19 protein-coding genes are annotated in these 19,880 nt (G+C 74.8%); 10 read left to right on the top strand and 9 right to left on the bottom strand.

Annotated elements, in window-relative coordinates; genetic code table 11:
- The first annotated feature begins 7 nt into the window (after positions 1-7).
- Positions 8-2,749: an AAA family ATPase gene (locus NMK34_RS16550; protein WP_318334161.1), complete on the top strand. Its 2,742-nt coding sequence runs from the start codon at positions 8-10 to the stop codon at positions 2,747-2,749.
- A 4-nt stretch (positions 2,750-2,753) separates the two neighbouring features.
- Here the strand turns inward: NMK34_RS16550 and NMK34_RS16555 are convergent, their stop codons facing one another.
- Positions 2,754-3,332, bottom strand: coding sequence for a TetR/AcrR family transcriptional regulator (locus NMK34_RS16555; RefSeq protein WP_318334162.1), 579 nt, complete (start codon positions 3,330-3,332; stop codon positions 2,754-2,756).
- A 68-nt stretch (positions 3,333-3,400) separates the two neighbouring features.
- Between NMK34_RS16555 and NMK34_RS16560 the strand changes: the two genes are divergently transcribed.
- Positions 3,401-3,934, top strand: coding sequence for a hypothetical protein (locus tag NMK34_RS16560; protein WP_318334163.1), 534 nt, complete (start codon positions 3,401-3,403; stop codon positions 3,932-3,934).
- Positions 3,935-3,964: 30 nt separating this feature from the next.
- Here NMK34_RS16560 and NMK34_RS16565 read toward each other — a convergent pair whose 3' ends face one another.
- The 4 genes from NMK34_RS16565 to NMK34_RS16580 form a co-directional block, all read right to left on the bottom strand.
- Positions 3,965-5,272 (bottom strand): low temperature requirement protein A, encoded by a 1,308-nt coding sequence (locus tag NMK34_RS16565; protein ID WP_318334164.1) that lies wholly within the window; start codon positions 5,270-5,272, stop codon positions 3,965-3,967.
- 87 nt (positions 5,273-5,359) lie between these two features.
- Positions 5,360-6,223: an SIR2 family NAD-dependent protein deacylase gene (locus tag NMK34_RS16570; RefSeq protein WP_318334165.1), complete on the bottom strand. Its 864-nt coding sequence runs from the start codon at positions 6,221-6,223 to the stop codon at positions 5,360-5,362.
- Complete coding sequence (locus NMK34_RS16575) at positions 6,220-6,507, bottom strand: DUF1905 domain-containing protein (RefSeq protein WP_318334166.1); 288 nt, start codon at positions 6,505-6,507, stop codon at positions 6,220-6,222. Before NMK34_RS16575 ends, NMK34_RS16570 begins: the two co-directional genes overlap by 4 nt.
- A gap of 331 nt (positions 6,508-6,838) precedes the next feature.
- Positions 6,839-7,261 (bottom strand): thioesterase family protein, encoded by a 423-nt coding sequence (locus NMK34_RS16580; RefSeq protein ID WP_318334167.1) that lies wholly within the window; start codon positions 7,259-7,261, stop codon positions 6,839-6,841.
- A 71-nt stretch (positions 7,262-7,332) separates the two neighbouring features.
- On the opposite strand from NMK34_RS16580, the gene NMK34_RS16585 reads away from it, so the two are divergent.
- Positions 7,333-8,076, top strand: coding sequence for an N-acetyltransferase (locus NMK34_RS16585; RefSeq protein ID WP_318334168.1), 744 nt, complete (start codon positions 7,333-7,335; stop codon positions 8,074-8,076).
- A gap of 13 nt (positions 8,077-8,089) precedes the next feature.
- On the opposite strand, the gene NMK34_RS16590 is transcribed toward NMK34_RS16585, so the two are convergent.
- Positions 8,090-8,395, bottom strand: coding sequence for a DUF1330 domain-containing protein (locus NMK34_RS16590; protein WP_013286485.1), 306 nt, complete (start codon positions 8,393-8,395; stop codon positions 8,090-8,092).
- A gap of 163 nt (positions 8,396-8,558) precedes the next feature.
- Between NMK34_RS16590 and NMK34_RS16595 the strand changes: the two genes are divergently transcribed.
- Together NMK34_RS16595 and NMK34_RS16600 are read left to right on the top strand one after the other, a co-directional pair.
- Positions 8,559-9,521, top strand: a complete 963-nt coding sequence (locus tag NMK34_RS16595; protein ID WP_318334169.1) for a hypothetical protein — start codon at positions 8,559-8,561, stop codon at positions 9,519-9,521.
- A gap of 40 nt (positions 9,522-9,561) precedes the next feature.
- Complete coding sequence (locus tag NMK34_RS16600) at positions 9,562-9,894, top strand: putative quinol monooxygenase (RefSeq protein WP_318334170.1); 333 nt, start codon at positions 9,562-9,564, stop codon at positions 9,892-9,894.
- Positions 9,895-9,944: 50 nt separating this feature from the next.
- Here NMK34_RS16600 and NMK34_RS16605 read toward each other — a convergent pair whose 3' ends face one another.
- Entirely contained in the window at positions 9,945-10,790 is an 846-nt protein-coding gene (locus tag NMK34_RS16605; protein WP_318334171.1) for a S1 family peptidase, read from the bottom strand.
- Between the two features lie 384 nt (positions 10,791-11,174).
- On the opposite strand from NMK34_RS16605, the gene NMK34_RS16610 reads away from it, so the two are divergent.
- The 3 genes from NMK34_RS16610 to NMK34_RS16620 all read left to right on the top strand — a co-directional run bounded on the left by NMK34_RS16610 (position 11,175) and on the right by NMK34_RS16620 (position 13,680).
- Complete coding sequence (locus NMK34_RS16610) at positions 11,175-12,620, top strand: endo-1,4-beta-xylanase (protein WP_318334172.1); 1,446 nt, start codon at positions 11,175-11,177, stop codon at positions 12,618-12,620.
- A 116-nt stretch (positions 12,621-12,736) separates the two neighbouring features.
- Positions 12,737-13,261 carry a hypothetical protein gene (locus tag NMK34_RS16615; RefSeq protein ID WP_318334173.1) on the top strand — a complete coding sequence of 175 codons (525 nt, stop codon included), beginning with the start codon at positions 12,737-12,739 and terminating at the stop codon, positions 13,259-13,261.
- A complete protein-coding gene (locus tag NMK34_RS16620; protein ID WP_318334174.1) occupies positions 13,189-13,680 on the top strand; it encodes a hypothetical protein in 492 nt (163 codons plus the stop codon). Before NMK34_RS16615 ends, NMK34_RS16620 begins: the two co-directional genes overlap by 73 nt.
- A 42-nt stretch (positions 13,681-13,722) precedes the next feature.
- On the opposite strand, the gene NMK34_RS16625 is transcribed toward NMK34_RS16620, so the two are convergent.
- Together NMK34_RS16625 and NMK34_RS16630 are read right to left on the bottom strand one after the other, a co-directional pair.
- Positions 13,723-15,297, bottom strand: coding sequence for a Na+/H+ antiporter (locus tag NMK34_RS16625; RefSeq protein WP_318334175.1), 1,575 nt, complete (start codon positions 15,295-15,297; stop codon positions 13,723-13,725).
- A gap of 76 nt (positions 15,298-15,373) precedes the next feature.
- Positions 15,374-15,994, bottom strand: coding sequence for an L-threonylcarbamoyladenylate synthase (locus NMK34_RS16630; RefSeq protein WP_091418190.1), 621 nt, complete (start codon positions 15,992-15,994; stop codon positions 15,374-15,376).
- A gap of 96 nt (positions 15,995-16,090) precedes the next feature.
- Here NMK34_RS16630 and NMK34_RS16635 point away from each other — a divergent pair, with 96 nt between their 5' ends.
- Both NMK34_RS16635 and NMK34_RS16640 read left to right on the top strand, forming a co-directional pair.
- The gene (locus NMK34_RS16635) at positions 16,091-16,468 is read left to right on the top strand and encodes a hypothetical protein (protein WP_318334176.1); all 378 of its coding nucleotides are present in this window, start codon (positions 16,091-16,093) and stop codon (positions 16,466-16,468) included.
- Between the two features lie 379 nt (positions 16,469-16,847).
- Positions 16,848-19,874 (top strand): glycosyl hydrolase, encoded by a 3,027-nt coding sequence (locus NMK34_RS16640; RefSeq protein WP_318334177.1) that lies wholly within the window; start codon positions 16,848-16,850, stop codon positions 19,872-19,874.
- Positions 19,875-19,880: the final 6 nt, after the last annotated feature.

Raw genomic sequence — 19,880 nt, forward strand, 5'->3', positions numbered from 1 at the left:
TCCCGCCATGGACGCCGCACTGGTCGGCCGCGACGCGGTCGTCGAGCGGGTGTGGCGTGCCCTGACCGCCGGTACGCCGGTGCTCCTCGACGGCCCGTCCGGCATCGGCAAGACCGCGCTGTGGCGGGCGGTGGTCGCCCATGCCGGGCGGACCGGCTGGCGGGTGCTGTCCGCCGCACCCACCGAGGCCGAGACCGCGCTGCCGTACGCGGCACTCGCCGACGTGCTGCGCCCGCTCGCGGACGCGCTGGAAGGGCTGCCCGCGCCGCAGCGGGCCGCGGCCGACATGGTGCTGCTGACCGGTGAGCACGACGGCGCGGTGGACGAACGGGCCGTGGGCGCGGCCACATGCACACTGCTCGACGCGGCGGTCACCGACGCGCCACGGGTCCTGCTCGCGGTCGACGATCCGCAGTGGCTGGACCCGCCGAGCGCCCGGGCGCTGCGGTTCGCGCTGCGCCGGCTGAACCGGTGGCCCGCCGTCCTGGCCACCCACCGCACCGGGGACGGCCCGCCGGTGCCGGTGCCGCTCGGGCTGGACGACGACCCGACCGGACGGCACCCGCTGCTGCGCGCCGGCGTACCGCCGCTGGCCCCGGCGGACCTGCACCGCGTCCTGGCGGCCCGGCTCGGCGGCACGCTCAGCCGGCCGCTCACCGACCGGCTGGCCCGCGACGCCGACGGCAACCCGCTGCTCGCCATCGAACTCGCCCGGGCGGTGCTGCGGCTGCCCCGCCCGCCCGCGCACGACGAGGACCTGCCCGTACCGTCGTCGCTGCGTCTGCTGCTCGCCGAGACGCTGCGGGCGCTGCCCGGCCCGAGCCGCGACGCGGTGCGGCTGGCCGCGCTGCTGACCGTGCCGACAGTGCGCGACCTGGCGTCGGCGGGCGTGCCGGCCGGGGCGCTGGACGCGGCCGAGGACGCCGGGCTGGTCGTGGTCACGGCGAGCCGGATCGACTTCGCGCACCCCCGGTACGCGGCGGCGGTACGCGAGAGCATCCCGCCGGGAGCGCGGCGCCGGCTGCACGCGCTGCTCGCCGGCGCGGTCGCCGACCCGGACGAGCGGGCCCGGCACCTGTCCCGGTGCACCGTCGCGCCGGACGCCGCAGTGGCCGCCGACCTGGCCGCGGCGGCCGCCCGGCAGCGGATGCGCGGCGCGTCGGCGCTCGCCGCGGACTGGTACGCCCGGGCCGCCGAGCTGACCCCGCCGCCGGCTGCCGCCGACCGGAACCGGCGCCGCCTCGACGCGGTGCAGTGCCGCATCGACAGCGGCGACTACGCGGCGGCCGGGCGGGCCGCCGAGGCGGCGGCGGGCGAGCTGACCGGCGCCGAGCGGGGCGAGGCGCTGCTGTTGCGCGCGCTCGTCGCGTGGTGCGCCGACGACCTGGTCACCGCCGTCCGGGTCGCCGAGCAGGCGCTCACCGCCGCCGGGCCGGACGGGCACCTGGCCGGGCGCATCCACACCCACCTGACCATGTTCCACGACCAGCCGGAGACCGCCCGCCGGCACGCCCGGGCCGCGATCGCCCGGCTGTCCGACCGGGACGAGCACCGCCCGCTGCTCACCGCCGCGCTGTTGCTGCTGTTCTTCCACGAGGTACGCGCCGGCGGCACGGCGCCCACCGAGTTGCTGGACCGGGCCCTGTCACTGGAGGACGGCGAGCCGTCCTACCTGGCCGGTTCGGTGCCGGCCATCTGGTGGAAGTCGGTCGACGACCACGACCGGGCGCGGGCCCGGCTGCACCTGATGCTGGACCTCGCGGTGGCGCGCGGCGACGACCCGCTGCGGCACGAGGTGCTCACCCATCTCGGCGAGACGGAGCTGCTGGCGGGGCGCTTCGCCGAGGCCGGCACGCACATCGCCGCCGCCCGCGACCTGGGTGAGCAGCTGGGCACCGGGCTGGTGGGCGAGAGCTGGCTGGCCGGTGTGCTCGACGCCCACCGGGGCCGGCTGGCGCAGGCGGGTGCCGCCGCCGCCGGGCTGCGCCGCGACGACGACCTCGGCGACGCCTGGAGCCGCCGGCTGCACCACCAGCTCACCGGCCTGGTGGCGCTTGCGTCCGGGGAGTGGGCCGCCGCCGCGGCGGCGTACGGCGCGCTCGCGGCCGACCTGGACGGGTCGGGCATCGCCGAACCGTTGGGGCAGCGCTTCGAGCCGGACTGGATCGAGGCGTGCGTGGGCGCCGGTGACCTGGACACGGCGCACGCCGCGCTGGACCGGCTGGCCCGGCGCCACAGCCGGCTGCCGCGCCCGTGGACGACGCTGGGTCTGGCCCGTAGCCGGGTGCTGCTGGCCGGGGCGACCGGGACGGATCCGGGCGCGGCGCTGGACGCGCTGACGCAGGCCCGGGCCGCGGTGCCGGAGGCGGTGCTGCCGCTGGACCGGGCCCGCTGCCTGCTCGCCGCCGGGCGCGCGTACCGGCGGGTGCGGCGACGGCGGGAGGCGCGGGCGGTGCTGGACGCGGCGGTGGTCGAGTTCGACGCGCTCGGCGCGTCCGCGTTCGCCGACGGGGCGCGGGCGGAGCTGGGCCGCATCGGCGCCCGCACTCCGGCGCCGACGGCGCTCACCGCGACCGAGGAGCGGGTCGCCCGGCTCGCCGCGCGGGGGCAGACCAACCGGCTCATCGCCGACGCGCTCTACATCAGCCCGAAGACGGTGGAGGCCAACCTGGCCCGGGTCTACCGCAAACTGGGCATCGCCAGCCGCGCCGAGCTGGGCGCGGCGATGGGCCGGCCGCCCGGCGACTGAGCGGTCACGGCGCGACGAGCGCGTCCAGGTGCGCGCCGAGCAGTTCCCGGGCGCGCCCGGGCGGCATCCGGTCGGGGTGCAGCAGCGTGTGCAGCGCGAGCCCGTCGAGCAGGGCGTGCAGCCCGGCGACCACCTCGGGGTCGGCGGCCGGTTCCCCGGTGAGCAGCGTGACGGCGAACTCGACGGCGCGTCGGATGCCGTCGTCCGCCTCGGCCGTCCGGGCCCGGGCGGCCGGGTCGGTCGGGGCGCGCGCGGCGAGCAGCAGCCACACCTCGGCCTCGCGGACGCGCTGGCGGTCCAGCGGCAGCAGTTGTTCCAGGATCCGCTGGGCGATCTCGCGTGGGCTGCCGCTGCGGTCGCCGCCGGTGATCCGCTCGGCCGCCTCGGCCTGTACGTGCTCCATGGCGAACACCAGCAGCTCGGTCTGGGTGGCGAAGTAGTGCCGCAGGGCGCTCGGTGACCAGCCCGCCTCGGCCGCGATGCTGCGCACGGTGGCGGCGCCGACGCCGTCGCGGTAGACGACCCGCCACATCGCCCGCGCCAGCTCGGCACGGCGCGCGTCGTGGTCGACGATCTTGGGCACGGGCCTCCGGAACCTGGTGGACGAGCGCTGTTACGGTTATCGCACAGCGTACTAAAAAAGGAGGCCGCATGCTCGTGGCAGTGATCGTCGGATGCGAGGTGGCGTTCTGGGTGGTCCTGCTCGCCGGACTGATCGCCCGGTACCCGCTGCGACGACCCCGCCTCGGCGCCGCCCTGCTGATCGCCGTGCCGGTGGTCGATCTCGTGCTGCTGGCCGCCACGATGATCGACCTGCGCCGGGGCGCGACGGCCACGTTCGCCCACGGCCTCGCCGCCGCGTACCTGGGGTTCTCGGTGGCGTTCGGGCACAGCATGGTGCGCTGGGCCGACCAGCGGTTCGCGCACCGGTTCGCCGGCGGCCCTCCCCCGAGCCGCCCGCCCCGGTACGGGATGGCGCGGGCCCGGCACGAGTGGCGGGAGTGGGGCAAGGGCATGATCGGCTGGGCGGTCGCCTGCGCCGTGCTGCTCGCCGGCATCGCCGTGGTGGGCGACAGCGAGCGCACCGCCGAGCTGTGGGCGTGGACCGGACGGCTCAGTGTGGTGATGGCGGGCTGGCTGGTCGCGTACACCGTCTTCCCGAAGCGGGCGCCGCGCGGCGCGTGAGGGTCACCCGCCACGCCCGGTGATCCGGCCTCAGACCGGTTGATGCGCGTCGGTGACCGTCGATCGTCCAGCGGCGGCCCGCTCGCCTAGCCGATCGACGGCGATCGCGGCCAGCAGCAGCCCGGCCAGCGCCGCCAGCGCCAGCGGTGGCGGCAGTACCGTCCCGAGCGCGGCCAGCGGCAGCGCCGCACCGGCGACGGCCAGCCGGGCCGCTCCGACCGGCTGCCCGGTCAGCCGCCGGAACAGCAGCCGTCCGGCCAGGTAGACGGCCGCGCCGCCGAACAGCGCCACCGCGGCCGAGCGGTTCAGCCGGGGCCCGGCCTCCGGGTCGGCGACGTGCTCCAGCACCTGCTCGACGCCGAGCGCCAGGTAGATGACGCCGACGACGAGCAGCAGATGGGTCTGGCTGTAGGCGTCCGCGGCCATCCGGTCCCGCTGCGCCGCCGGTGCGGCGGCGAGCGCCCGGGCCGCCTCCGGGGACGTGCGGTGGAAGTAGAGCCACCAGAGGCTGACGGTCACCACGAAACCGACGAGCGCCACGGCGAGGACCGGCGGCTCGGTCACCGCCGAGGCCGCGCCCACCCCCGCGGCCACCACCGACTCCCCCAGCGAGATGATCAGCACCAGGCCGTACCGCTCGGTGAAGTGCGTCGGGCTGCGCAGCGGCCAGGCACCCCGGCGGGTGTACGCCAGCCGTTGACCGGCCACCTCGACGGCGAAGCCCAGCACCCACAACGCCGCGTGCGCGGCACCGTCCATCAGCGCGCCGAGCAGCAGCGGCACCCAGCCGACGGCGCTGACGAACGCGAAGAACCGGATCCGGGCGCGCAGTTCCGGGTCACCCGCCGCGGCCCAGTGGAACAGCGTCAGGTGCACCACGCGCAGCACCACGTAGGCCAGCACCACGATCAGCGGCCCGTCCAGCCCCGGACCCGGCGTCCACGCCTCCGGCATGGCGAGCGCGGCCAGGAACAACGCGGCCATCGCGACCAGGAACCCGCCACGCACCACCCCGACGTCGGCGGGCGTGTGGTTGCCCAACCAGGTGTACGACAGCCACGCCACCCAGAGCAGCACGAGCAGGAGCAGGCCCTTGGCCATCGCGGCCGGGGTCGGGTGCGGCTCGATCAGCGCCATGATCCGGGTGAGCGCGAAGACGAAGACCAGGTCGAAGAAGATCTCGAAGGGGGTGACCCGGCGCTCGTCCGGCCCCGGCCGGGGCGCGCGCAGCCGCCCTCGCACCCGTTCGCGCCCCACGTCCGCCGCCCTCCGCCGGTCCACCTCCTGCGCCGACGGTAGGCGGCCCCGGACGGCCGGTCGGGTGATTCCCGCGATCACGCCCGGCACGGTCTGCCGAACCGGTGCCCGCTGGGCGGGCGACGAGGCGGCGCGGCCAGGCTGTCAGGCAGGGTGGCGGCGGGCGGCTCAGCCGGCGGCAGCGTCCGGCCAGGCGGCGCGGACCAGCGCCGGCAGCACCTCGCCGGCCGGGCCGCGCAGGTTCACCGCGCAGATCGCGTCCAGCGGCGTCGGTACCGGGTTCACCTGCACCACCGGGGCTCCGAGGCGGGCCGCCACGAGCGGGATCTCGGCGGCCGGGTGCACGAGCGCCGACGTGCCCACCGTCAGCAGCAGGTCGCAGCCGGATGCCGCCTCGACCGCCGCGTCGAGCGCGGCCGACGGCAGCGCCTCGCCGAACCACACCACACCGGGACGCACCGGCGCGCCGCATCCGGCGCAGGCAGGTGGCGTGACGCGCCCGTCCGGTGGTTCCGGCATGCCGCCGGGTGCCACCGCGTCGCCGGACGCCACGCCGTCGTCGGGTGCCGCCGCGTCTCCGGGTGCCGCGTCGTCCTCCGGCGCCGTTGCGTCCTCGGGGATCGGCGCGGGCCGGGCGCAAGCCGAGCAGCGGGGCGCGAACAGGCTGCCGTGCAGGCGGACCGGGGCCGGCACGCCGCCGCGCTCGTGCAGGTCGTCGACGTTCTGCGTGATCACCACCGTCTCCGGGCGCCGGGCCGCGATCGCCGCGACCGCCCGGTGCCCCGGGTTCGGCTCGGCCCGGCGCACCCCGTGACGGCGTGCCTCGTACCAGCCCCAGACCAGGGCCGGGTCGGCCCGGAACGCGGCGAGGGTCGCCAGCTCCTGCGGGTCGTACCGCTCCCAGAGCCCGGTCTGGGCGTCCCGGAACGTCGGCACGCCGCTCTCGGCCGACATGCCGGCCCCGGTGAACACCACCGGCCGCCGGGCGGCGGCGAGCAGCCGGCCCGCCTCGGCCGGCTCCGGCCCGGTCACACGTCCACCGTCAGCCGCACGTCGACCCGGTCACCCAGCTCGATCCCCTCGGCCCGGCGCGCCGCGACCCGCAGCGGCACCACGTACCGCCCGTCCTTGGGCCACAGCGACGTCCGCCAGCCGGTCTCACCGATGCGGACCGTCACCGGGATCATGCCCCAGCCGTAGGTGACCGACGCCGAGGCGGCCTCGATCGCCGCGCTCTGCTCGTCGGGCACTGTGACGAAGTGGTACGGCGCCGGGCCGCGCCAGAACCACACCTCGCCGCTGAACGCCAGCTCCATCCGGTCAGGATAGGGGCCGGGACCGACGCGACCGCAGCAGCCGCAGCCCGGCTCGGATCCCAGTCCAGGCCGACGACCACGTTGGCGGCCAGGAAAGACACGGCGGCGAGCAGCCGGCAGGCGCCCGCGAGGCGGCTTCTCATCCGCCGAGTGCGCCGCCCGGGTGCGTCCCGGCGCACGGGGCGTGGCGGGCCGGTCCGGGGTAGGGCCAGACCTACCCGGGAACCGGGGTCCAGCCGGCTGGGAAGCACTGACCTGCCGCCGGACGAGGACACCAACCGGCGGCTGCTCGCCGTGCTGGCCTGGCTGCGGGCGGCGCGCTGACCGGGCGTTACAGGCTCATCGGCACGGGGTCGGTGGCCAGCGCTCGGAACCGCTCACGCGGGTCCGGCACGAGCCGCCGTTCGGCGAGGTCGAGCAGCCCGCCGACGCCGCTGACCGACGCGACGGGGGTGCCGTCGGCGCGGGTGAACTCCTGGCCGATCCGGAACGTCTTGCCCTCGCCCCAGTGGAACTCGCAGGTCACGTCGACCTCGTCGCCGCCGCGCAGCTCCCGCAGGTAGCGCACCGTCACCTCGAGCGCGACCGGCCCGACGCCGCCGGCGAGCAGCCGGTCCTGGCCGATGCCGGACGCGCGCAGGCACTCCCAGCGGGCGTGCTCGGCGTACTGGAGGTAGACCGCCTGGTTGAGGTGTCCCTGCGTGTCGAGTTCGTAACCGCGCACGGTGACGCGTACCCGGAACGGATCTGCCATGCCGGCAGCCTAACCAGGGGCGCAGCGGTAATCCGCGTGCGGTCCGGGCCGTGTGGTCCTAGCCTCCCGGCGTGACCCTGGAGATCGTGACACTGGCGCAGCGGCCCGGCCTGGCACCGCTGCTGGACACCGACTTCGACGGCGCCTGGCCGCCGTTCATGCTCTGGGATCCGATGGGCGCGCTCTACTACGGCGTCGCGCACGAGCTGTACCCCGAGTTCGTCTTCGCCGCCGTCGACCCGGCCGAGCCGGGACGGGCCGTCGCCCGCGGGTACGCGGTGCCGCTGCGCTGGACCGAGGACGAGCTGCCCGACGGCGGCTGGGACCGGGTGATCCAGCGGGCCACGCTCGACCGCCTCACCGGGTCCACACCCAACCTGGTGTCCGCGCTGGAGATCTGCGTGCGCCCGGACCGGCGCGGCGGCGGGGTGTCCGGGCTGATGCTCGCGGCCATGCGCGCGGCGGTGGCCCGCGCGGGCTTCGACACGCTGGTGGCGCCGGTGCGCCCGAGCGGCAAGGCCGCCGTCCCGGACGTGCCGATGACCGAGTACGCGGCCCGGCGCCGCCCCGACGGACTGCCGGCCGACCCGTGGCTGCGGGTGCACGTCCGCGCGGGCGGGGTGATCGAGCGGTTCGCGCCCCGGTCGATGACGGTGACCGGCACTCTCGCGGACTGGCGGCGCTGGACCGGGCTGCCGTTCGACACCTCCGGCCCGGTACGCGTGCCCGGCGCGCTGACGCCGGTGCTCGTCGACGCCGACCACGACCACGCCGCGTACGTCGAGCCGAACGTGTGGGTGCGGCACCGCCTCTGAGCGGGCCCGCGTGTCAGGCCGGCCAGGCGTGCCCGATCCCGTCGAGCAGCAGCACCACGCCCTCGGTGGCCGCCTCCCGGTCCCGGGAGATCTCCCGGTACTCCGGCGAGGTGGACCAGCGCTCGAAGTCCTCACGGCTGTCGAACGACAACAGCACCGCCTTCTGGTGCGGCCACTCCCCCTCGACCACGCGGGGGGCGGTGTCGGCGGCGAGCAGCTTCCCGCCGTAGCGGGCCAGCACCGGCGGGAAGGCGGCGGCATACCTGTCGTAGCGCGCCCGGTCGTGGATGGTGAGCTGTGCGAGGGCGTAGACGGTCACCGGCTCAGGCTACCGACGTCCGACGGCTGCGGCCTCGTCCGTCGGGCCGGATCCCGCGCCGCCGCGAGCCGGGCCGACTGTCCGGTGTGCTCTAGCCATTATGGCTCTGACCTGCGAATACTGGTAGCAGGACCGCGCGGCGTGGGGAAAGAGGTGGGGCACGATGATCGAGCAGGAGACCCAGCCGGAGGCCATACCCGAGCCCCGGAACGCGCCGGAGGGCGGGCCGTCCCGGCCGGCCACCCCGGTTCCCGGCGCGGTGTGGCAGGTCCGCGTACGGACCAAGCTCGACGACCTGTACCAGCAGCTCGCGGTGCTGTCCCCGCGCGATCCCGAGCGGGCCGAGGCGCTGCGCGCGCAGTTGTCCCGGGTGGAGGTGGTGCTCGGGCGCAGCGGCGTGGTCGAGTGGTTGCGCGGCGGCGACCTGGAGTACGCGTGGCAGACGATCCACTCGGTGGAGCGGGCCATGGTGGCGCTGCGCTCCGCGGACGAGCTGACCGGGCTGCTGCCCGCGTACCGCAGCGCGGCGGCACAGGTGCTGCCCGCCGACGACAAGGTGCTCACCGACCTCGACCCGTCGGCCGGCGCCCCGTCCGAGGCGCTGCTGCGCGCCCGGGTGCAGGCGTTGCTGCTGCGCTATTACTCGGCGTCCGACGAGTTCCACGAGTCGGCGCGCCGGCTGCGCAACCGGATGCTGGGACTGTCGGTGTTCGCGCTGCTGGCGGAGGTTCTCGTGGTGCTGGTGCAGTGGCTCAGTCACGACGTCCGGCTGCTGGAGGCGCCGACCGACGCCGGCGGCGTACCGGCCTGGCGGCTGCTGTTCTTCGTGCTGATCGCGGGCGCCCTCGGGGCGTTCCTCAGCGCGCTGCCGTCGATGATCACCTCCCGGTCCGGCGGGCTGCCCTACAAGCTGCCGTTCCAGCAGGGGCTGCTCAAGCTCGCCGTCGGCCCGCTGGTCGCGGTGGTCGGCATCATGCTGGTCATCGGCGGCCTGGTGGAGACCAGCGTGAGCAGCACCGCCGCGCTGCTGGGCCTGGCGATCGTGTTCGGCGCCGGGCAGCAGGCGGTCACCGCGTTCGCCGACCGGCGGGCGGCCGAACTGCTCGGCCCGGCGGCCAAGAGCTGATGCCGCGCGGGCGGCCGCCGGCCCTCGGTAGCCTGATCCCATGATCTTCATTACCGCCAAGTTCCGGGTCCGTCCGTCCGACGCCGACCGCTGGCCGCAGATCGCCGCCGACTTCACCGCCGCGACCCGGGCCGAGCCCGGCTGCCTGTGGTTCGACTGGTCCCGCAGCCTGGACGACCCGACCGAGTACGTGCTGGTCGAGGCGTTCCGGGACGACGAGGCGGGCGCGGCGCACGTGCAGTCGGAGCACTTCCGGACCGCCCAGCGCACGCTGCCGCCGCACCTGGCCGAGACGCCCCGGATCGTCAACACGACGGTGCCGCAGCAGGACTGGTCGCGCCTGGGCGAGATGGCGGTGCCGGGCGACGCCTGACCGGGTGGCCGGTCCGGCGCGGGCGGCGGTCGTGCCGCCCGCGCGGCCGGTCAGGGGATGGTCAGGCCGTACGCGGCGAGGATCTCCAGGATCGGCTGGTAGTAGCTGGTGCCGCCGCTCGTGCAGTTGCCGCTGCCGCCGGAGAGGACGCCGATGACGGTGCCGGTCGCCGCCACGTAGAGCGGGCCGCCGCTGTCGCCCGGCTCGGCGCAGATGTTCGTGCGGATGAGCCCGGTGACGCTGCCCTCGGCGTAGTTGACTGTGGCGTTCAGCCCGGTCACGGTGCCGCACCGCACGCCCGTGGTGGCGCCGCTGCGGCAGACCGCCTGCCCGACGTACGCGCTGCCGGCGGCGGTGACGGTGATCTGCCCCGGGTAGGTGTGGATCGCGCCCGGGTGGGCGACGGTGCCGGTGTAGCGGACCACGCCGTAGTCGTCGCCGGGGAAGCTGCTGCCGGTCCGGCTGCCCAGCACCGTGGTGCCGGCGCCGTCGGCGTACCAGGTGGCGGCCAGGCGGGTGCAGTGCCCGGCGGTCACGAAGTACCAGGTGGTGCCGCGGCGCACGTTCGCGCCCAGCGAGCAGCGCCCGCCGCCGCCGTAGATCGCCTGACCACCGGCGATGAGCGTGCGCAGCCGCCCGGGTTCGTGGCGCAGCACCGCGCCGGCCCGGTCGGCGGTCCGGCGTACCGCGGCCAGCTCGCTGCCGCGTACCGTGTCGTCGGCGGTGACGGTCAGCCGGCCGGTGGCCGGGTCGTTCCCCCAGGCGGTGCCGGGCGTGCGGAGCCCGGCCAGGGCGGCGGGGTCGGGCGGCGGGGCGGCGGCGCCGGCCCGGGCGACCGCCGGGGTGCCGGCGAGCAGGGCCGCGAGGACGAGTACGACGAGCGCGGGTCGGCGCATCGGCCAGGACCTCCTTCATCGTCTACGGTCGATTCGCCAAGCATCGGCCCGGTGGCGCGATCCACTCAACCGGCAGAACCGGCGGTTCCCGAAACTTCCGGAGCCGCGGCGGGCGGGACGCGCGCGCCCGCAGGCCGTTCCCGCCCGCGGATTCCGCCCGTTCAGCGGGTGCCGCGTGCCCCGATGTCGACGCATCGAGGTGATTAAGTTTTCGGAACGCTTCCGGTAGGCTCCGGGGCAGAGATTCGCTTCTATCCACTCACGATGTGCCGGGGAGTCCCTCCCCCACCGGACGCGGCCACCGGGCGGCCGCGCGGAGCCGACATCGTGGCGGGCGGTGGCCGAGGCGAGCCGATCCCATTGACAGGCTAGAGAGGCGTTCAGATGGACAAGGTGCTCGCCCGCGGCAGCGGGAGCGCGGCAGCCCGGTCACGCCCGCGGACCGCAGTGGTCGCGATGGTGGCGGGGGCCGCGGTGGTCGCCGCGACGATAGCGGCGGCGACAAGCGCCAGCGCCGGCACGACGCTCGGCGCGTCGGCGGCGGAGCAGGGCCGGTACTTCGGCACGGCGGTGGCGGTCAACAAGTTGTCCGACAGCACGTACGTCGGCATCCTGAACCGCGAGTTCAACATGGTCACCGCCGAGAACGAGATGAAGTGGGACGCCACCGAGCCGTCCCAGAACCAGTTCAACTTCAGCAGCGGCGACCGGCTCGTCGCGCACGCCCAGGCCAACGGCATGCGGGTACGCGGCCACGCGCTGGCCTGGCACCAGCAGCAGCCCGGCTGGGCGCAGAACATGTCCGGCAGCGCGCTGCGCCAGGCGATGCTCAACCACGTCACCCAGGTCGCCACCCACTACCGGGGCAAGATCTACGCCTGGGACGTGGTGAACGAGGCGTTCGACGACGGCAACAGCGGCGCCCGGCGCAACTCCAACCTGGAGCGCACCGGCAGCGACTGGATCGAGGCCGCGTTCCGTGCGGCCCGCGCCGCCGACCCCGGCGCGAAGCTCTGCTACAACGACTACAACACCGACAACTGGAGCTGGGCCAAGACCCAGGCCGTCTACAACATGGTGCGGGACTTCAAGTCCCGGGGTGTGCCGATCGACTGCGTCGGCCTCCAGTCGCACTTCAACAGCGGGTCGCCGTACCCGAGCAACTACCGCACCACGCTGCAGAACTTCGCCGCGCTCGGCGTCGACGTGCAGATCACCGAGCTGGACATCGAGGGTTCGGGCAGCAGCCAGGCCACCACGTACGGCAACGTGACCCGGGACTGCCTGGCCGTGGCGCGCTGCAACGGCATCACGGTCTGGGGCATCCGGGACACCGACTCGTGGCGGGCCAGCGGCACCCCGCTGCTGTTCGACGGCAGCGGCAACAAGAAGCAGGCGTACACCGCCGTGCTGAACGCGCTGAACGAGGGCGGCACTCCGCCGCCCACGACCGCGCCGCCGACGAGCACCCCGCCCACGTCGACGCCGCCGACCAGCACGCCGCCGACCAGCGCGCCGCCGACGACTCCCCCGCCGACCGGCGCCTGCACCGCCACGTTCACCACCAACCAGTGGCCGGGCGGCTTCGTCACAAACGTGCGGATCACCGCGGGAGCCGGCGGGCTCAACGGGTGGACCGTGTCGCTCACCGTGCCCTCGGGCTCGGCCGTCACGAACACCTGGAGCGCCCAGGCCAGCGGCACCACCGGTGCGGTGACCTTCCGCAACGTGGACTACAACCGCCAGGTCGGTGCCGGCGGCACCACCGAGTTCGGGTTCCAGGGCACCGGCACGGCGCCCTCCGGCACGCCGGCCTGCGCGGCCGGCTGACCGTCGGCGCGACCCGGCACGGTGCCACCGTGCCGGGTCGCGTCCCCGGCGGTCGCCGGCCGCCGACCGTACAGTGGGGTAGGTCCTGTTCCACCGTTTCGCCTGGAAGGACCACAGTGAACCGACGCATCAGGACCACCCTCGGCGTCGCCCTGGCCGCCGCCCTCGTCACCACCGCCGCGCCGGCCCCCGCCGCCGCTGCCCACGACCGCCGTCCCACGGTCATCGCGCTGCCGGACGGCTTCCAGCCGGAGGGCGTCGCCGCCGCCGGCCGGTACGCCTGGTTCGGCTCGCGGGCCACCGGCGAGATCTACCGCGCCGACCTCATCACCGGCGCGGGCCGGCAGGTCAGCCCCGCCACCGGCACCCCGTCACTCGGCCTGAAGGTCGACCCGCGCGGCCGGCTGTTCGTCGCCGGTGGCACCGCCGGCGACGCCCGGGTGATCGACACGCGCACCGGCGCCGTGCTCGCCCGCTACCGGTTCGCCGAGGCGCCGAGGCGCCGACGTTCGTCAACGACGTCACGCTCACCCGTGACGCCGCCTGGTTCACCGACTCGAACCGGCCGGTGCTCTACCGCCTGCCGCTGGGACGCGGCGGCAAGCTGCCGCCCGCCGGCGGCTTCACCACGCTCCCGCTGACCGGCGACTTCCAGCAGAGCGGCACCGGCGTCAACCTCAACGGCATCGTGCCCACCCCGGACGGGCGGGCGCTGATCGTCGTGCAGTCGAACACCGGCACGCTGTTCCGGGTGGACCCGGCCACCGGCGTCACCACCACCGTCGACGTGCCGGGCACCACGTTCGTCAACGGCGACGGCCTGCTGCTGCTCGGCCGCACGCTGTACGTGGTGCAGAACCGGCTCAACCAGGTCGCCGTGGTCGAGCTGAACCGCGCCGGCACCGCGGGCGCGCCGCGCGGGGTCGTCACCGACCCCGGCTTCGACGTCCCGACCACAGTCGCCGCCGCGCTCGGCCGGCTCTACCTGCCCAACGCCCGGTTCTCCACCCCGCCGACGCCGACCACCCCGTACACGGCTGTCGCTGTCGACGTGCGCTGAGCCACGCCGGCCGCCACCCGTCCGGGTGGCGGCCGGCCCGGTTCACTCCTCCATCTCCGGGCCGAGCAGCCGGATCTCCTCGATGTCGATGGCCGCCTGGAGCTGCCGCAGCACCGCGTCGTCGATCTGCCTGGTGTTGCGCAGCCGGGTGATCTCCTGCCGCTTGTGGTCGAGCACCCGCAGCCGCAGCCGGCGGGCCATCTCCCGTTCCGCCTCCGCATCCTCGCCACCCGGGTCGCGGGCGTCGGCCAGGTGCTCCTCGTAGTCGGCGCGTAGCCGGTCCACCGTGTCCTGCGTGGCGCCCACGTCGTCGGCGGCCCGGGGCAGCGCCTCCAGGGCGGCCTCGGTGGCCCGGATCCGGGCCCAGCGCACCTCGTCGTCGCGTTCCCGATCGCCGGTCAGGCCGGCCCAGCTCACGACAGCGGGAAGGGTGGTGCCCTGCACCAGCATGATCAGCACGATCACCACCACGGTCACGAAGATGATCAGATCCCGCTCGCGCACGGTGCTGCCGTCGTGCATGGTGACCGGCACGGCGAGCGCGGCGGCGAGCGAGACGGCGCCGCGGAACCCGGCCCAGCCCACCGCGGTACGCATCCGGCCGTCGAAGTGCCGCGCGCGGCTCGACTCGCGCCGGTCCACCCGTTGCAGCGCCGACACCGACAGGTGCACCCAGACCAGCCGGATAACCACCACGACCAGGGCGACGAGCGCCGCGATGCCGAGCGACGCGGCCGGCGAGTGGCTGGTGATGCTGCGCAGCGAGCGCGGCACCTGCGTGCCGAGCAGCACGAACAGGCCACCGTTGACCATGAAGGTGGACAGGTCCCAGAACGCGAACGCGGTGACCCGGGAACGGGCCCGGATCACCCGGGGCGCGGCGTACGACAGCAGCAGCCCGGACACCACCACCGCGAGCACGCCGCTGGCGTGCACCGCGTCGGCGAGCAGGAACGCGACGAACGGGGTGAGGATGCTCAGTCCGCCCTCGCGCATCGGATCGTCGACGTGTTTGCGGATCAGCACCACGACCGCGCCGACGAGCAGACCGGCGGCCACCCCGCCGGCCGACTTGCCGACGAACTCGCCGGTGAGCGTCAGCGCTCCGGGCACCGTCCCGCCCGCTACCACGCCGGCGGCCACGGCGAACAGCACGAGCGCCGTACCGTCGTTGACCAGGCTCTCCGCGCGCAGCGTGGTGAGGATGCCGCGCGGCATCCGCTTGGCCAGGCCGGCCACGGCTGCCGCGTCGGTCGGCGCCAGGACCGCGCCGAGCACCCACGCGGCGGCCGGCTGCACGCCGAGGGCCTGCGCGGTGAACGCGACGGCGGCCATCGTGACGATCACCAGCACGACGGCGAGCCCGACGATCACCGTGAGGTTGGCCCGGATCTCGCGGAGGCTGATGACCAGGCTCTCCCGGTAGAGGATCGCCGGGAGGAACAGCACCAGCACGACCTCGGGTTCGAGGATCAGGTTGTCGAACGGCGGCAGCAGGCCGATCAGCGCGCCCATGGCGATCAGCAGGACCGGCGGCGCGACGCTGTAGCGACCGCCGATCGTGGTGCCGACGAGCACGGTGGCGCCCAGCACCGTGATCAGCACGAGTGCTTCCACGCCGTACCCCCGTCACCGTCCGCCGGGAATCACGGTGCCCTACGGCGGCGGCCGGGCGGGACGGAATCGGTGATCGCTACTCGAAGCGGGACGGATCTCCGGCGCCGCGGCGCAGGATCTCCGGCTCCGGGCCGGACAGGTCGACCACGGTGGTCGGCTCCAGCCCGCAGTCCCCGGCGTCGACCACCGCGTCGACGAGGTGGTCGAGCCGTTCCTTGATCTCCCAGCCCTGGGTCATCGGCTCGTCCTCGCCGGGCAGCAGCAGCGTGCTGGTCAGGAGTGGCTCGCCGAGTTCGGCGAGCAGCGCCTGGGTCACCGTGTGCCGGGGCACGCGCGCGCCGACCACCCGCCGCCGCGGATCCTGCAACCGGCGCGGCACCTCGGCGGTGGCCGGGAGCAGGAACGTGTAGCTGCCCGGGATGACGGACTTCACCTGACGGAAGACCGCGTTGCTGAGCTTGACGAACTGGCCGAGCTGGGCGAAGTCGGCGCACATCAGCGTGAACGGGTGGCGGTCGTCGAGCCGCCGGATCTCCCGGATCCGCTCCACGCCGTCGCGGTTGCCGATCCGGCAGCCGAGCGCGTAGCAGGAGTCGGTCGGGTAGGCGATCACCCCGTCGGCGCGCAGCAGGTCCACCACCTGCCGGATCACGCGGGGCTGGGGGTTGTCCGGATGCAGGTCGTAGTACCTCGCCACGCCGGTCAGCCTATGTCCGAGCCCGGTCGGGCGCAGGTTTGGCCCGGGCGGTTTCCGGAAACAGGTGGGGGCCGTTCACGACAGGGGGACCGAATCATGTCCGAAGCCAGCACAGACCGCGTCGCCGACCGCCCCGCGGAGGTGACCGATCCGCTGCTGTGGGACCTGGCCGCCGCGGTGGCCGACGCGCACCAGCCGGACGACGAGCGCGTCTGCGCCAGCCCGAGCTGCGCCGGGGCGGCGTGGCCGTGCGCGGCCTGGAACAACGCGCAGGCGGGGCTGAGCGCCGCCCGGACGCCGCGGCAGTCCGCCGCGCCCCGGCAGTCCGCCGGCTCGCCGCAGTCCGCCTCGCGGCCGGTCGCCGGGCAGCCGGGCGACCGGCAGCCGGGCAACGGTCGGGCCGGTGCCGCCGGTGAGCCGGGCACGGCCGCGACCCGCACCGACGCGCGGAGTCTCGCCGCCACCGCCGCCTGACTCAGCGTAGGCGTACGCGTCCTCGCGCCGCCCCCGGCCGCCTCGGCCGGGGGCGGCGCTCGTGCGCGCCGTCGACGCTGGTCAGTGCGCTTCGCGAGGTGACCGTGAGCGCGGGAGAGCGCTCTCTTTGGTAACGAGACATTGACGGACCCGTAACCCGAACCTTACTGTCCCTTCTCAAGAGAGCGCTCTCACGACTGCCGGACCACCACTCCGTACCCCGCCTTCTCCTTGTGAAGGGGACCTCCATGACCCTCCTGCGGGACTTCTCCCCCGACCCCGTACCCCCGGCCCCGCCCGGCCCKYMYSMAGGTCAGCGCTCTCACGACTGCCGGACCACCACTCCGTACCCCGCCTTCTCCTTGTGAAGGGGACCTCCATGACCCTCCTGCGGGACTTCTCCCCCGACCCCGTACCCCCGGCCCCGCCCGGCCCGTCCCCGGCCCGCCGGCGCGGCCTGCGGGCGACCGCCCTCGTCGCCGCGTCGGTGCTCGCCGCCGGCCTGCTCGGCGTCGTGGTCGGCGGTGGCGGCACCGCCACCGCCGGCGCCGTCGGCGCGGGCAGCTACACCGAGACCCGGCCGCCCGGCACCCTGCTGCCGAAGGGCTGCGGCGCGATCAGCACCGAGCCGAGGACGTTCGTCACCGCCGACGCGCCGTCCGGCGCGATCCCCACGAACGACTGGTGGTCGTCGCTGATCTGGAAGCGCAACAACTGCGCCGGCAGCGAGATCCTGCACGCCCACCCGCTGGCCTTCAAGGCCGAGAACAACGGGCTCGGCCTGTCGTACACCACCACGCCGGCGATCAGCGGCACCGCGACCGGCGTGGGCGAGTTCCACTACCCGTACGGCGAGGACGTCCGCGTCGGGATGCCCGGGCTGTCCGCACCGGTGGTGAAGGCCGCCGGCTGGAGCGACTGGACGGTCACCGCCGACTGGAGCGACGGCAGCCGCACCATGCGCGCCACCATCGGCCACGGGCTGCCGTTCAGCTACTACACGGTCAGCGGCGGCACCGCGCAGCTCACCGCCACCGCGACGCCCACCGTGTGGCGCAACTCCGGCGCCACCATCGGCTTCACGGTCAACGGCCACGACTACGTCGCGTACGCCCCGGCCGGCGCGACCTGGACCGTCAACGGCGCCGGCATCAGCTCGACGCTGGCCGGCAAGGGGTACTTCTCGGTCGCGGTGCTGCCCGGCGGCGGCGACCGGGCATCCCTGGCCGACACCTACGCCCGGTACGCACACGCCCACGTCACCGGCACCCGGATGAGCTACGCCTACAACCCGTCCGCCGGCACGGTGCGCACCACGTACGCGTTCACCACCACGCCCCGCGAGGGCAGCGAGACGAAGACGGTGGTGGCGCTCTACCCGCACCAGTGGCGCAGCCTCACCGGCGCCACCCCGATCACCCCGACGTACGTCTCGGCGCGCGGCGCCATGCGGGTGCTCACCGGTGTGCCGTCGTTCACCACGTCCATGCGCTTCACCGGCGTGCTGCCCGAGGTGCCCGCCGTGGGCGACTCCAGCGGCGCGGACCTGTCCACCGTCACCGGCTACCTCAACGCCGAGCAGGGCAACCCGGAGGGCGTCAGCGGCACTGACACCTACTGGGCCGGCAAGGGGCTCGGCCGGGCCGCCCGGATCGCCGAGATCGCCGACCAACTCGGGCAGACCTCGGTCCGCGACGCGGCGCTGACCGCGATGCGGAACCGGCTGACCAACTGGCTCACCGCCGGCTCCGGCGAGACCGGCCAGTTGTTCTACTACGACCGCAACTGGGGCACGCTGATCGGCTACCCGGCCTCGTACGGCTCCGACGAGGACCTCAACGACCACCACTTCCACTACGGCTACTTCATCGCGGCCGCCGCCACGCTCGCCAAGTTCGACCCGGGCTGGGCCGACGACAGCCGCTACGGCGGCATGGTCGACCTGCTCATCCGCGACGCCAACAACTACGACCGCGCCGACAGCCGCTTCCCCTACCTGCGGGACTTCGACATCTACGCCGGGCACGACTGGGCCTCCGGGCTGGCGCCGTTCTTCGCCGGCAACAACCAGGAGTCCTCGTCGGAGGGGATGAACTTCGCCAACGCGCTGATCCAGTGGGGCCAGGCCACCGGCGACACCGCCGTCCGCGACGCCGGGGTCTACCTGTGGACCACCCAGTCCGCGGCGATCTCCGAGTACTGGTTCGACGTGTACGACCAGAACTTCCCGGCCGCGTTCGGGCACAAGACGGTCGGCATGGTGTGGGGCGACGGCGGGGCGTACGCGACCTGGTTCTCCGCGGCGCCGGAGATGATCCAGGGCATCAACATGCTGCCGATCACCGGCGGTCACCTCTACCTGGGCGACTTCCCGGAGTACGTCAAGGCCAACTACGCCGAGCTGGTCACCAACAAGGGCGGCCCGCCGACCGTGTGGCAGGACATCGTCTGGGAGTTCCTGGCCCTCGGCGACGGCGAGCAGGCGCTGCGCAACTTCCGCGCCAACAGCGGGTTCACCAGCGAGGAGGGCGAGAGCAAGGCGCACACGTTCCACTGGATCCGCAACCTGGCCGCGCTCGGCACCGTGGACACCACGGTCACGGCGAACCACCCGCTGGCGAAGGTGTTCGTCAAGAACGGCGTCCGCACCTACGTGGCCTCGAACATCACCGCCCGGCCGCTGACCGTCACGTTCTCCAACGGCACGACGCTCGCGGTGCCGGCCGGGAAGACCGCGACGTCCGGGGCGTACACGTGGAGCGGTGGCGACGCCACCGGCGGCGGCACCGTGCCGACCGGTCCCCCGCCCACCACGACGCCCACCCCGACGCCGACCACCGCGAGCCCCACGCCGACCACCGCGAGCCCCACGCCGACCACCGCGAGTCCCACGCCGACCTCCGCGAGCCCCAGCCCGACGAGTACGGGCAGCCCGCTGACGCCGGTCCGGTACCTGCGGTCCGGCGGCGGGCTGGACGGCACCGCAGGCACCGCCGGCACGGTGAACGTGGCGGCGGCGACCGGCAACTCCGACGGCACGCCGACCAACCCGCAGGTGTTCACCGCCACCGGGCTGACCGGCGCGTACACCGGCGGGGCGACCTCCTTCGACCTGGCCGTCGACGCGGGCACCGCGGTCGGCAACGGCGTCCAGATCCGGGTGTCCTACGACCTAACCGGCGACGGCAGCGTCGAGCGGGCGGAGACCTACAGGTACTTCGCCACCGACCCGATCCCGGGTGCGGAGCGGTACCGGCAGACCCAGGGCCTGCTCTCGTCCACCGGCACGCTGGGCGATCTGTCCGGCGGCACGGTACGCGTCGAGGTGTGGAACGCCATCGGTGGCGCACCCACGATCCTCGGCGTCGGCAACGCCTCGACGGTCACACTGCCGTACGGCTCCTGACCCACG

It is taken from the genome of Micromonospora sp. BRA006-A, from assembly GCF_033433935.1.
Classification (GTDB): Bacteria; Actinomycetota; Actinomycetes; order Mycobacteriales; family Micromonosporaceae; genus Micromonospora; species Micromonospora aurantiaca.

Excerpts from the sequence above, each read along its gene's own strand:
- NMK34_RS16550 (WP_318334161.1), top strand. The coding sequence starts at position 8 with ATGGACGCCGCACTGGTCGGCCGCGACGCGGTCGTCGAGCGGGTGTGG.
- NMK34_RS16560 (WP_318334163.1), top strand. The coding sequence starts at position 3,401 with ATGCTCGTGGCAGTGATCGTCGGATGCGAGGTGGCGTTCTGGGTGGTC.
- NMK34_RS16575 (WP_318334166.1), bottom strand. The coding sequence starts at position 6,507 with ATGGAGCTGGCGTTCAGCGGCGAGGTGTGGTTCTGGCGCGGCCCGGCG.
- NMK34_RS16580 (WP_318334167.1), bottom strand. The coding sequence starts at position 7,261 with ATGGCAGATCCGTTCCGGGTACGCGTCACCGTGCGCGGTTACGAACTC.
- NMK34_RS16595 (WP_318334169.1), top strand. The coding sequence starts at position 8,559 with ATGATCGAGCAGGAGACCCAGCCGGAGGCCATACCCGAGCCCCGGAAC.
- NMK34_RS16600 (WP_318334170.1), top strand. The coding sequence starts at position 9,562 with ATGATCTTCATTACCGCCAAGTTCCGGGTCCGTCCGTCCGACGCCGAC.
- NMK34_RS16605 (WP_318334171.1), bottom strand. The coding sequence starts at position 10,790 with ATGCGCCGACCCGCGCTCGTCGTACTCGTCCTCGCGGCCCTGCTCGCC.
- NMK34_RS16610 (WP_318334172.1), top strand. The coding sequence starts at position 11,175 with ATGGACAAGGTGCTCGCCCGCGGCAGCGGGAGCGCGGCAGCCCGGTCA.
- NMK34_RS16635 (WP_318334176.1), top strand. The coding sequence starts at position 16,091 with ATGTCCGAAGCCAGCACAGACCGCGTCGCCGACCGCCCCGCGGAGGTG.
- NMK34_RS16640 (WP_318334177.1), top strand. The coding sequence starts at position 16,848 with ATGACCCTCCTGCGGGACTTCTCCCCCGACCCCGTACCCCCGGCCCCG.